The organism is Lentzea albidocapillata subsp. violacea (genome assembly GCF_900100275.1).
GTDB lineage: Bacteria > Actinomycetota > Actinomycetes > Mycobacteriales > Pseudonocardiaceae > Lentzea > Lentzea violacea.
Genome location: NZ_FNET01000003.1, coordinates 163,610 through 175,094 on the forward strand (window position 1 = coordinate 163,610; position 11,485 = coordinate 175,094).

15 protein-coding genes are annotated in these 11,485 nt (G+C 68.2%); 7 read left to right on the forward strand and 8 right to left on the reverse strand.

The features are described from left to right. From BLR21_RS08675 to BLR21_RS08700, 6 genes are all read right to left on the reverse strand, one after another. Positions 1–864, reverse strand: coding sequence for an aldehyde dehydrogenase family protein (locus tag BLR21_RS08675; RefSeq protein ID WP_090005298.1), 864 nt, complete (start codon positions 862–864; stop codon positions 1–3). Continuing rightward, positions 857–2,284, reverse strand: coding sequence for an aldehyde dehydrogenase family protein (locus BLR21_RS08680; protein ID WP_090005299.1), 1,428 nt, complete (start codon positions 2,282–2,284; stop codon positions 857–859). Before BLR21_RS08680 ends, BLR21_RS08675 begins: the two co-directional genes overlap by 8 nt. Before the next feature lie 4 nt (positions 2,285–2,288). Further along, a complete protein-coding gene (gene deoC / locus BLR21_RS08685) occupies positions 2,289–3,245 on the reverse strand; it encodes a deoxyribose-phosphate aldolase (RefSeq protein ID WP_090005300.1) in 957 nt (318 codons plus the stop codon). Positions 3,246–3,429: 184 nt separating this feature from the next. Further along, positions 3,430–4,074: a DUF1707 SHOCT-like domain-containing protein gene (locus tag BLR21_RS08690; protein ID WP_030478498.1), complete on the reverse strand. Its 645-nt coding sequence runs from the start codon at positions 4,072–4,074 to the stop codon at positions 3,430–3,432. Positions 4,075–4,093: 19 nt separating this feature from the next. Beyond that, on the reverse strand, positions 4,094–4,291 hold the full coding sequence (locus BLR21_RS08695) for a hypothetical protein (protein ID WP_090005301.1): 198 nt from the start codon (positions 4,289–4,291) through the stop codon (positions 4,094–4,096). Positions 4,292–4,404: 113 nt separating this feature from the next. Then, positions 4,405–5,397 (reverse strand): Gfo/Idh/MocA family protein, encoded by a 993-nt coding sequence (locus BLR21_RS08700; RefSeq protein ID WP_090005302.1) that lies wholly within the window; start codon positions 5,395–5,397, stop codon positions 4,405–4,407. Positions 5,398–5,526: 129 nt separating this feature from the next. On the opposite strand from BLR21_RS08700, the gene upp reads away from it, so the two are divergent. Next, on the forward strand, positions 5,527–6,150 hold the full coding sequence (gene upp / locus BLR21_RS08705; RefSeq protein WP_090005303.1) for a uracil phosphoribosyltransferase: 624 nt from the start codon (positions 5,527–5,529) through the stop codon (positions 6,148–6,150). A 114-nt stretch (positions 6,151–6,264) separates the two neighbouring features. Further along, positions 6,265–7,563: a glycoside hydrolase family 18 protein gene (locus BLR21_RS08710; protein ID WP_090005304.1), complete on the forward strand. Its 1,299-nt coding sequence runs from the start codon at positions 6,265–6,267 to the stop codon at positions 7,561–7,563. A 91-nt stretch (positions 7,564–7,654) separates the two neighbouring features. On the opposite strand, the gene BLR21_RS08715 is transcribed toward BLR21_RS08710, so the two are convergent. Continuing rightward, complete coding sequence (locus tag BLR21_RS08715; protein ID WP_090005305.1) at positions 7,655–8,254, reverse strand: TetR/AcrR family transcriptional regulator; 600 nt, start codon at positions 8,252–8,254, stop codon at positions 7,655–7,657. A 55-nt stretch (positions 8,255–8,309) separates the two neighbouring features. Here BLR21_RS08715 and BLR21_RS08720 point away from each other — a divergent pair, with 55 nt between their 5' ends. From BLR21_RS08720 to BLR21_RS08735, 4 genes are read left to right on the forward strand one after another with little or no spacing between them, the layout of a single operon-like run. Continuing rightward, positions 8,310–8,516: a ribbon-helix-helix protein, CopG family gene (locus tag BLR21_RS08720; RefSeq protein ID WP_030478506.1), complete on the forward strand. Its 207-nt coding sequence runs from the start codon at positions 8,310–8,312 to the stop codon at positions 8,514–8,516. A 32-nt stretch (positions 8,517–8,548) separates the two neighbouring features. Then, on the forward strand, positions 8,549–8,935 hold the full coding sequence (locus tag BLR21_RS08725; RefSeq protein ID WP_030478507.1) for a type II toxin-antitoxin system death-on-curing family toxin: 387 nt from the start codon (positions 8,549–8,551) through the stop codon (positions 8,933–8,935). Between the two features lie 34 nt (positions 8,936–8,969). Next, positions 8,970–9,347, forward strand: a complete 378-nt coding sequence (locus BLR21_RS08730; protein ID WP_030478508.1) for a MerR family transcriptional regulator — start codon at positions 8,970–8,972, stop codon at positions 9,345–9,347. Between the two features lie 47 nt (positions 9,348–9,394). Beyond that, positions 9,395–10,309 (forward strand): aldo/keto reductase, encoded by a 915-nt coding sequence (locus tag BLR21_RS08735; RefSeq protein ID WP_090005306.1) that lies wholly within the window; start codon positions 9,395–9,397, stop codon positions 10,307–10,309. Positions 10,310–10,379: 70 nt separating this feature from the next. Here BLR21_RS08735 and BLR21_RS08740 read toward each other — a convergent pair whose 3' ends face one another. Beyond that, positions 10,380–10,832, reverse strand: coding sequence for a flavodoxin family protein (locus BLR21_RS08740; protein WP_090005610.1), 453 nt, complete (start codon positions 10,830–10,832; stop codon positions 10,380–10,382). A 20-nt stretch (positions 10,833–10,852) separates the two neighbouring features. Here BLR21_RS08740 and BLR21_RS08745 point away from each other — a divergent pair, with 20 nt between their 5' ends. Then, positions 10,853–11,479 (forward strand): class I SAM-dependent methyltransferase, encoded by a 627-nt coding sequence (locus BLR21_RS08745; RefSeq protein ID WP_256334567.1) that lies wholly within the window; start codon positions 10,853–10,855, stop codon positions 11,477–11,479. Positions 11,480–11,485: the final 6 nt, after the last annotated feature.

Consider the following 11,485-nt stretch of genomic DNA (forward strand, 5'->3'; position numbering starts at 1 on the left):
CTACACACCCATCGGGTGCCAGACCGTCTTCGTCTCCAGGTACGCGCGCAGGCGGGACATGTCGGGCGTGGCCGCGAAGTCCTCGTTCTGCTTGTTGCGCAGCACGCGCTTCACGGTGCCCGCCGCCGACCGCTCCAGGTCCGCGCGGATCGACTCCGGCGCCCCGGTCAGGTCCAGCGCGTTCACGTCACCGTGTGAGGCGAGCCACGGGGCGATCTCCGCCGTGCGCCCGGTGATGATGTTGACCACGCCGCCGGGGACGTCACTCGTGGCCAGCACCTCGGACAGCGTGATGGCGGGGAGCGGGCGGTCCTGCGAGGTGATGACCACGCAGGTGTTGCCGGAGGCGATCACCGGTGCGATCACCGAGATCAGGCCCAGCAACGACGACTGCTGCGGGGCCAGCACGGCGACCACGCCCGTCGGTTCCGGGGTGGAGAACGAGAAGTACGGGCCCGCCACCGGGTTCGAGGAACCCAGCACGGCCGCGATCTTGTCGGTCCAGCCCGCGTACCAGACCCAGCGGTCGATGGCGGTGTCCACGAGGGACTGCGCCTTCTTCGCCGGGACGCCCTCCGAGGTGGCGACCTCGGCGATGAACTGCTCGCGGCGGCCTTCCAGCACCTCGGCCACCCGGTACAGGACCTGGCCGCGGTTGTAGGCCGTGGTGCCGGACCACCCTGCGAAAGCCTTGCGGGCGGCGGAGACCGCGTCCCGCGCGTCCTTGCGGGACCCCTGGGCGGCGTTCGCGAGGAACGTGCCCTTCGCGTCCGTCACCGGGTAGCTGCGGCCCGACTCGGAGCGCGGGAACTTGCCGCCGATGTAGAGCTTGTAGGTCTTCGCGACCGTGATGCGATCAGACATCGAGGTAGGCCTCCAGACCGGTGCGGCCGCCCTCACGGCCGAAGCCCGACTCCTGGTACCCGCCGAACGGGGCGGTCGGGTCGAAGCGGTTGAACGTGTTGGACCAGACGACGCCGGCGCGCAGGCGTTGTGCCATCCAGAGAATGCGCGAGCCCTTGTCGGTCCAGACACCGGCGGACAGGCCGTACGGCGTGTTGTTCGCCTTGGCCACGGCCTCTTCCGGCGTGCGGAAGGTCAGGACGGACAGCACCGGGCCGAAGATCTCCTCGCGGGCGATGCGCATCGCCTGCGACACCCCGGAGAAGACGGTCGGGGCGAAGAAGAAACCCTTGTCCGGCAACGAGCACTCCGACGTCCAGCGGGTGGCGCCCTCGGCCTCGCCCGACTCGGTCAGCTCCTTGATCTTGGTGAGCTGCTCGCGGGAGTTGATCGCGCCGACGTCGGTGTTCTTGTCCAGCGGGTCGCCGACCCGCAGCGTGCTGACGCGTGCGTGCAGCTTCTCGATCAGCTCGTCGGCGATGGACTCCTGGACCAGCAGCCGGGATCCGGCGCAGCAGACGTGGCCCTGGTTGAAGAAGATGCCGTTGACGATGCCCTCGACGGCCTGGTCGAGCGGCGCGTCGTCGAACACGATGTTCGCCGCCTTGCCGCCCAGTTCCAGCGTGAGCTTCTTCGACGTGCCCGCGAGCTGGCCCTGGATGACCTTGCCGACGTCGGTCGAGCCGGTGAAGGCGACCTTGTTGACGTCCGTGTGCCCGACCAGCGCGGCACCGACGTCACCGGCACCGGGGATGATGTTGACGACACCCGGCGGCAGGTCGCACTGCTGGATGATGTCCGCGAGCACCAGCGCGGTCAGCGGGGTGGTCTCGGCGGGCTTGAGCACGACCGTGTTGCCGCACGCCAGCGCCGGCGCGATCTTCCACGCGGCCATCAGCAGCGGGAAGTTCCACGGGATCACCTGGCCCGCGACGCCCAGCGGCTTCGGGTCCGGACCGTGGCCCGCGTAGCCGAGCTTGTCCGCCCAGCCCGCGTGGTAGAAGAAGTGCGAGGCCGCCGTCGGGACGTCGACGTCGCGCGACTCCTTGATCGGCTTGCCGTTGTCGAGCGACTCCAGCACCGCGAGCTCACGGCCGCGTTCCTGGATCTGCCGCGCGATCCGGTAGATGTACTTGGCCCGCTCGGATCCGGGCATCTTCGACCACACGCGGTCGTAGGCCCTGCGCGCGGCCTTGACCGCGCTGTCCACATCGGACTCGCTCGCCGTCGAGACCTCCGCGAGCACCTCCTCGGTGGCCGGGTTGATGGTCTTGAGCGGCTCGCCGGAGCCCTCGACGAACTTGCCGTCGACGAACATCCGGTAGTTCGGCTTGAGGTTCGCGATGTCCCGCGACTCGGGCGCGGGTGCGTATTCCCACATGTCTTCAGTCCACCGTCACGTAGTCCGGGCCGCTGTAGTGGCCGTCCAACTGGGTCCGACGCTGCATGAGCAGGTCGTTGAGCAACGTCGACGCGCCGAACCGGAACAGGTTCGGGTCGAGCCACTCCGGACCGGCCACCTCGTGCACGGCCACCAGGTACTTGATCGCGTCCTTGGTCGTGCGGATGCCACCGGCGGGCTTCACCCCGCGCAGCTCACCCGTCTGGTCCTTCCAGTCCCGCACGGCCTGCAGCATCACGTGCGTCACCGGCAGCGTCGCGGCGGGCTGCACCTTGCCGGTCGACGTCTTGATGAAGTCACCACCGGCCAGCAGCGCGAGCCACGACGCGCGGCGCACGTTGTCGTACGTCACGAGCTCGCCGGTCTCCAGGATGACCTTGAGGTGCGCGTCCCCGCACGCCTGTTTGATCTTGACGATCTCCTCGAACACCTGCCCGTACCGGCCGCTCAGGAACGCACCGCGGTCGATCACCATGTCGACCTCGGCCGCGCCCTGCTCGACGGCGAACCGGGTGTCGGCCAGCTTGATGTCCATCGTGCTGCGGCCACTGGGGAACGCGGTCGCGACGCTGGCGACGTTGATGCCGGTGCCCACCAGGTCGTCGGCCGCCGTCTTCACCATGTCCGGGTAGACGCAGACAGCCGCGACCTTCGGCACGCCGGGCCGCTCGGGGTCGGGCCGTTTCGCTTTGGCGGCAAGACTGCGCACCTTGCCGTGCGTGTCCGCGCCTTCGAGCGTGGTGAGGTCGACCATGCTGATCGCCAGGTCGATGGCGTACAGCTTGGAGGCCTTCTTGATGCTCCGCGTGCCGAGGCCCGCGGCTCGTTGCTCGACGCCGACCTGGTCGACGCCGGGGAGCCCGTGCAGGAAACGCCGCAGCGACGATTCGTCGCGCACGGCGTCAGCCAGGGCCGACGGCAGTGTCGTTGGAGCAGCCATGACCGCGAGTCTAAGCGGAATGGGACGCCCGTCCTAAGTGACGACGTTTCCGCTGATCAGGCAGCCTTCGAGGGCAGGAAACCGCAGGCCCCCGGCGCTCGCTCGGCGCGGAACCTGCGCCCCCGGCGCTCGCTTGGGCAACACCCTTCCTGTACTGCCTACTCGTTCAAACACAGTTCCGAACTCACTCCAGCAACTCGCGCAGGATGCCCTTCTTCTTTTTCTTGGGGCCCTTCACCTCCACGGCGCCCATGATCGCCAGCCCGGTGATCCGCACGGTCGGCGCGCCCGGGATGTGGCGGCGGCTCGGCAGCTGCTCCTCGAACGCGCCCATGAACCCGAACCCGTCGACCTTGACGTTGATGTCGTCGGGCACCCGGATCTCCACGCCGCCCCAGAACGCGAAGCAGCTGATCGTCACCTCGGCCTCGGCGAAGTTGGCGTGGGTCAGGTCGATCTCGATGCCGCCCATGATCGCGACGGCGTTGTGCATGCGCGGGACGACCCAGCCGCCCTTGCGGTTGACGCCCGACCAGAACGCCACCGACACCGCGCTGCCCGGCTGGCCGCCGATGCGGTCGCTCACCGCCGGCTGGTACTGCGGCACGGCGGGGGTCTGCGGCAGGCCGCTCAGCACCAGGTCCGCGGTGATGGGGACGAGTTCGCCGTACGTCTTCGCGGCGTAGACCGCGCCGAGCCGCTCGTCCAGTTCATGGATGTCGAGGCGGCCTTCGGCGGTCGCCTTGTGCAGCACCTGCGCGATCCGTTCCCGGTCCGCGTCCGAGGCGCGCAGGTGACTCTGGTCAGCCGGTACCAGCTCGTCGCTCACCCGATCGAGTCTAAAGCTCTCACTTGCGGTTCGGTGCGTACTTGACGGTGATCGCGAAAGCGATCACGAGGAGTGCGGCGAGTGCCGCCGCGAGTGCGGGGCTGTAGGCCCACGCCAGCGGAAGCACACCGATCAACACGGCGAGTAACCCCGAAACACCCAGGATGACCAGCGGGGATTCACACAACTGCTGGACGGGCTTCTGTTCGATCGTCACCGTTCGTACCTCCGCGTCTCAACTGGCTATGAGACTTTTCGGAGTCGCTATGTCGATTCTTTACTCCCGGATCGGGTTGTGCGGCCCCCCTGATCAGGTGGTCGTCGGAAGCCTCACGGAGTCGGCCGGCGCACCGGCAGACCGGCCGCCCGGTAGATCGAGTCGATCACCGTCATGTTCTTCACCGCGTCGTCCGCCGTCGTCGGGAACGGCTTGCCGTGCAGCACGGCGTCGGTGAACGCGTCGAGCTGGTAGTCGTACGTCGCGCGCTTCCCGAACGTCTCCGACGACCTCTTGTCCTTGAGCTTCAACGACAACCGGTGCACGGTCTGCGGCCCGAGCGGGTTGAGGACGGTCAGCGTGCCGTTCTCGCCGATCGCCTTCATCGACAGCTTGAACACCGTCGACGACCACAGCGACGCGTGCACGGAACCTGTGTGGCCGGAGGGGAAACGCAGGGAGGCACGCATCGCGCGGTCGATGGAGGGCCCGCGCAGCAACGCTTTCGCCGACCGCACCTCGGGTTCTTCGCCTCCCAGTAGTCGTGCCATGTGCACGGCGTAGCAGCCGGCGTCCATCATCGCGCCGCCCGCGAGCGAGTAGTCGTAACGGATGTTGGAGAACATCGGCAGCGGGAAGCAGACCGAAGCCTCGACGTGCCGCAAGGGGCCGAGCACGCCGGACCGCATGATCTCGGCGACGCGGAGCGCCAGCGGGTGGTAGCGGTAGTGGAACGCCTCCATCACCACCAGGCCGGACGCGTCGGCGGCCCTGGCCACGGACGCGGCTTCGTCGGCGTTCGCCGTGAACGGCTTCTCACACAGCACGTGTTTGCCCGCCTCCAGCGCGGCCAGCGTCCACTTGCCGTGCAGGCCGTTGGGCAGCGGGTTGTAGACGGCGTTGACCGCCGGGTCCGCCAGGAGGTCCTCGTACGAGTCGTGCACGCGGGCGATGCCGTGCTTGTCGGCGAACGCCTTGGCTTTGCCGGTCGAGCGCGCGGCGACCGCCACGACCTCGGCGACCGTCGAGGAGCGGGCCGGGCGGATGACGGCGGCCGGCGTGATCATGGCCGCGCCGAGCACTCCGATGCGCACGTGGTCTGTCACGCGGCCGACCCTACACCTCTTCAGTTAACGCCGTTTACTCCATTGGGTCTCTCCGAGTGCACGGTCCACTCAGGACAGGCGGGAACGGTTCGCCCCAGCTCGCGGCGCCAAGCGGTTACGGTGTCGAGCATGGACGTCCTGGTCGTCGATCATCCACTCGCCAAGGCGAGACTCACAACGATGCGTGACGCGCGCACGGACAATGCCGCATTCCGTGCCGCGCTGCAGGAACTGACCGTGATGCTGGTCTACGAAGCGATGCGCGAGGCGCCGCTGAAGGAGGACCGCACGCACACCCCGGTAGCTCGTACCACCGGCTACAAGCTCGCGAACCCGCCGTTGCTCGTCCCCGTGCTGCGGGCCGGGCTGGGGATGGCGGACCAGGCGCAGAGGCTGATCCCGGACGCCCAGATGGGGTTCGTGGGCCTGGCACGCGACGAGGAGACGTTGCTGCCGACGCCGTACATGGAGTCGTTGCCGGAGAACCTCGCCGGACGCCCTGTGTTCGTGCTCGACCCGATGCTCGCCACCGGCGGTTCGATGGCGTACACGATCCGCCTGCTGACCCAGCGCGGCGCGACCGACGTGACGGCGATCTGCGTGCTCGCGGCGCCCGAGGGGATCAACCACCTCGAGGACTCGACGCTCCCGTGCCGTCTGGTCACGGCCTCGGTCGACGAGCGGTTGAACGACTCCGGCTTCATCGTGCCCGGGCTGGGCGACGCCGGTGACCGTCTGTACGGAGCGGTTTAGGACATACCTCCGATCGGACGTAGCAGTGGTCTAGACCTCAGGCCTATCGTGCTGTGGACCACACTCGCCGCTGCTCGCCAGAAATTGGCGCCGTGAACTAGGAGGCTCATTTTTATGTCCGGACGGAGATGGGGTGTCGCCGCTCTCGCGGTCGGCGCCCTGTCCGCGTCGCTGGCCGTTGCGCCCGCGAACGCCGACGTCGAGACCAATGGGCACCACGGTTACTCGAAGACCCGCACCGTCGGGTACTTCATCCAGTGGGGCGTGTACGACCGGAACTTCCGGGTCAAGAACCTCGTGGACAGCGGGGCCGCCGCCCGGCTCACGCACCTGAACTACGCCTTCGGCTTCCTCGACGAGGCCGGCAAGTGCGTCAGCGCCGACCCGTGGGCCGACTGGCAGATGCCGCACACCGCCGAGCAGTCCGTGAACGGCAAGGCGGACGAGCCCGGCCAGGTCCTGGCGGGCAACCTGAACCAGCTCAAGCAGCTCAAGGCCAAATACCCCAAGCTGAGGATCAACATCTCGCTGGGCGGCTGGACGGGCTCGCGCTACTTCTCGAACGCCGCGCTGACGCCTGAGTCGCGTGCCGCGCACGTCAAGTCGTGCACCGACATGTGGATCAAGGGTAACCTGCCCGGCCTGCCGGAAGGCGCCGCGAAGGGCGTCTTCGACGGCATCGACCTCGACTGGGAGTGGCCCGGCAGCAACGGCAACATGGCTCCGCCCAACGTCGTGCGTCCCGAGGACAAGCAGAACTTCACCAAGCTGCTCGCCGAGTACCGCAGGCAGATGGGCTGGAACCGCGACCTGACCGCGTTCCTGCCGGCCGACCCGAAGCAGGTCGACGCGGGCTTCGAGGTCAGGAAGGTGTTCTGCTACCTCACTTTCGGCACGTTGCAGGGCTACGACTACCACGGTGCCTGGGACGCTGAGGCGAACCAGCAGTCCGCGCTGCGGGTGCCGAAGGGTGACCCGTCGGAGTTCGAGTTCAGCTCCGAGGTGACGGTCAACGCGTGGCTTTCGCGCGGTGCCCCGCGGTCGAAGGCCGTGCTCGGTGTGCCGTTCTACGGCCGCGGCTGGGACGGCGTCGCCCCCGGCACGCGCAACGGCCTGTTCGGCACCGGTGTGCCGGCGCCCGCGAAGTACGAGGCCGGCTACGAGGACTTCCACCGCATCAAGGCGAAGCTCTCCGAGCCCGGCAGCGCGTACAAGATCTACCGCGACGGGAAGGCCGGCTTCGCGTGGATCTACGACGGCAGGACCTGGTGGACCTACGACGACGCGACCGAGATGAAGCGGAAGGCTCGCTACATCAACGACCGCAGGCTCGGCGGCGCGATGATCTGGTCGCTCGACGGTGACACGCCGCAGGGCGAACTGATCAAGGCGCTCGACGGAGCCCTGAAGTAAGGCCGCACCACCGAGACGGACTGTCCTAACCGGACAGTTCAGCGGGTCCGGGGAGGTTTCGCGGCGGCCGCCTCCCCGGATTCCGTGGTGTTCAAAGGGATTTCCCGGTTTCCGTGCGCCAGCCCCTGCCGTGCGCGCGCAACGCCAGTTCGTAGGTGGCGGCCGCGTTGACGCCGGGCGGCAGGTTCCCGTTGAGCTCCAGGCTCACCAGGCCGTGCGCGATGCCCCACATGGACATCGCGATCTGCTCGGGGTCCTCCGCGAGATAGACCCCCTGCTCCACCGCGCGCCGCACCGCGTTGATCACCGGCGCGAACGTCCTGCCCGCCGCGCGGCTCATCTCCGACGTGTGCTCGACGACCTTCGAGTAGAGCACCGAGTAGAACTGCGGGTCCCGCAGCGCGCTGCGCCGGTACGCGAGCCCGATCTGCAGCAGGTCCTCCGCCGGGTCGTCGGTGACCGGGACCGCCGCGAGGCTCGTCCCGAACCGCGTGAACGCCTCCTCGTAGAGCGCCTCGAGCAGCGCCGGTTTTCCGCCGAAGAGGGAATAGACCGCCGTCGTCGAGGTGTTGACGTCGGTGGCGATCTTGCGCAGGCTCACCGCGGCGGGGCCCTCGGTGCTGAGCAACTCGCCCGCCCGTTCGAGCAGCCGCCGTCGCAGAGCGTCGTCGTGGGTCTTGGGCCTGGGCATCACGCAATCCTAACGGCCGCTGGCCTGGGTGGTATCAGGTTGATACCGTCACTGCATGGCGATGACCTTGCGGTTGACCGAGGAGGAGAACCTGCGGCTCGCCGAACTGGCGCAGTCCGAGGGGCGCTCCAAGCAGGAGGTCGTGCGGCTGGCGATCGCGGATCGTTACCAGCGCATGCAGCAGGAGGAGAAGCTCGGCGAGGTACTCGGGCGAGTCCTGCCCAAGTACCGAGGTCTTTTGGATAGGCTCGGATCTTCCTGAAACTGTCAGACCTCTGTGATCAACTGGATGCCGTGATCTCCTACCTCGACGCCGGGGACCTCTTAGTGCTGGCCACGGCCGTGACCGGAGGCGATCTCCTCGTCAGGGACATCGGCCTGCTGGACACGGCGGCCTACCGTCCCCGCGCCACCGTGCTCGGCGTGGAGGCCTACGACACGCTGTGGCTGAAGTCCTCCGCCCTGCTCGACTCGATCGTCCGGACCCGCCCTCTCGTGGAGGGCAACTGGCGGCTCGCCTGGATCGCCGCCGTCACGATGTGCGACATCAACGGTTACTGGATCGACGCCGCCGAGGACGACGCGCTGGACCTCGTCCGCTCCCTCGGCCGCGACAAGATCGACGTGCCGGAGATGGCCGGCCATCTCGAAGCGTGGGGCATCTCGAAGGATTCCGCTTGACCTAGAGCGCACTCCAGGTCATAGCGTCGAGTCCGTGAGTTACTCGATAGCCCAAGCCGCGCAGCGCAGTGGGTTGTCCATCGACACCTTGCGCTACTACGAACGAATCGGGCTCGTCGACCCGCCCGCACGGGACTCGGGCGGGCGTCGCAGCTACTCGGAGGAGGACCTCGGCTGGCTGGCCTTCGTGACGCGCCTGCGCACGACCGGCATGCCGATCCGCATGATGCGCGAGTTCGCGCAGCTCAGGCACCACGGCGACCTGACGGCAGGCCGCCGCAAGCAGATCCTCGTCGAGCACCGCACCGACGTCCGCGCCCGCATCGCGGAGCTGCAGACGTGCCTGGAGGTGCTCGACTACAAGATCGACCACTACGCGGTGGTCGAGCGTGACTTGGAGGCGACGGCGTGAGCCGTTCATTGGGATCGTTGCAGGTCGGGCCGCAGGGTCTCGGCTGCATGGGAATGTCGGAGTTCTACGGCGCCGGCGACGAGGCGGAGTCGGTCGCGGTGATCCACCGGGCCCTGGAGCTCGGCGTCACGCTGCTCGACACGGCCGACATGTACGGGCCTCACCTGAACGAGGAACTGGTGGGCCGCGCGATCGCGGGCCGTCGTTCCGATGTGGTGCTGGCCACGAAGTTCGGCATCGTGCGGGACGGCGAACGTCGTGCCGTGCGCGGCGATCGCGAGTACGTGCGGTCCGCGGTCGAAGGTTCGCTGAAGAGGCTCGGCACCGACGTGATCGACCTGTACTACCTGCACCGGGTGCCGGCGGACACGCCCATCGAGGAGACCGTCGGCGCGATGGCCGAGCTGGTCACCGAGGGCAAGGTGCGGTTCCTCGGTCTGTCCGAGGCGGGCGCTCAGACGCTGCGCCGAGCCCACGCCGTGCATCCGATCACGGCGCTGCAGAGCGAGTGGTCGCTGTGGTCACGCGACATCGAGGCCGAGATCGTGCCCACCGCACGTGAGCTGGGCATCGGCCTCGTGCCGTACTCACCGCTGGGCCGCGGCGTGCTGACCGGGCGTTTCGCGTCGTCCGCCGACTTCGGCGAGGGCGACTTCCGGTCCGTGAGCCCGCGCTTCTCCGGCGCGAACCTCGACGCGAACCTGAAGATGGTCGCCGAGCTCCGCGCCCTGGCCGAGGCCCGCGGCGTGACCGCCGGTCAGCTCGCGCTGGCCTGGGTCCAGCACCGCGGTTCGGACGTCGTGCCGATCCCGGGGACCAAGCGGATCAGGTACCTGGAGGAGAACGTGGCGGCGGCTGCCCTGGAGCTGTCGGAAGCCGATCTGGCCGCGATCGAGGCCGCTGTGCCGGCGTCCGCCGTGGCAGGGGACCGGTATCCCGACATGAGCTCGATCGGCCGCTAGAACATACGTTCGAATGTATCCCCAGGGTTGTCCACAGGTTGGGGACAACAGGCTGTGGACAACCCTGGGTTCATGTGGACAACTGGGCCGCGACGGTGGCCCCGAGCTCCCAGCACGCCTCCAGGTCGGCCTTCGACGGCTCGCCGGTGACGACGACGTGCTGCGCCGCCTTCTCCCAGCCCAACCCGGTCGTGGCCGTCTCCACGCTGCGCACCGCGCCGGTCGTGTCGTTGTTGCCGTGTACGTAAAGCCCGAACGGCCTGCCACGCGTGGAGTCGAGACACGGGTAGTAGACGGTGTCGAAAAAGTGCTTCAGCGCACCGCTCATGTAGCCGAGGTTCGCGGGCGTGCCCAGCAGGTAGCCGTCGGCCTCCAGGACATCCACCGCGGTTGTGGACAACGCGGCTCTGCGCACGAGTTCGACGCCCTCGATCTCGGGGGTGGACGCGCCGGCGACGACGGCCTCGAACATCGCCTGCAGGGCGGGCGACGGCGTGTGGTGGACGATCAAAAGCCTGGACACGTCGAGCAACATAGACGTTCGTGACCCGAGCCTCCTACGACATCGTCGCCGCGAGCTACGCCCGGCTCATCCCGGACGCGCACGACGGCCGCCCGCTCGACGCCGCGATCATGCGCGCGTTCGCCGAGCTCACCGAAGGCCCCGTGGGCGACATCGGCTGCGGTACCGGCCGCATCACGCAACACCTGTACGAACTGGGCCTCGACGCGTTCGGCCTCGACCTGTCCGACGGCATACTCGAACAGGCGAGGAAGCTCGACCCGCGCCTCACGTTCACCCAGGGCGACATGACGAGGCTCGACCTCGCGGACGACAGCCTCGGCGGCGCCGTCGTCTGGTACTCCACGGTCCACATGCCGGCGAGCGAGGTGCCGTGGCGGGAACTGCACCGGGTCGTCAAACCTGGCGGGTACCTCCTGCACGCCTTCAAACTGGGTAACCGGAAGGGGCATCTCACCCACGCGTACGGCCACGACGTCGACCTCCACGTCCACTGGCACGACATCGACGAGACCGTGACGAACGCGACCGAGGCCGGGTTCAACGAAGTGGCACGGTTGCAACGTCAGAAGGGTGTGGACGAAGGCGGGCCGCAGGCGTTCCTGTTGCTCGGCAAACGGAACCCCGCAGCCGGAAGCGCGTCCTGAAGGGTG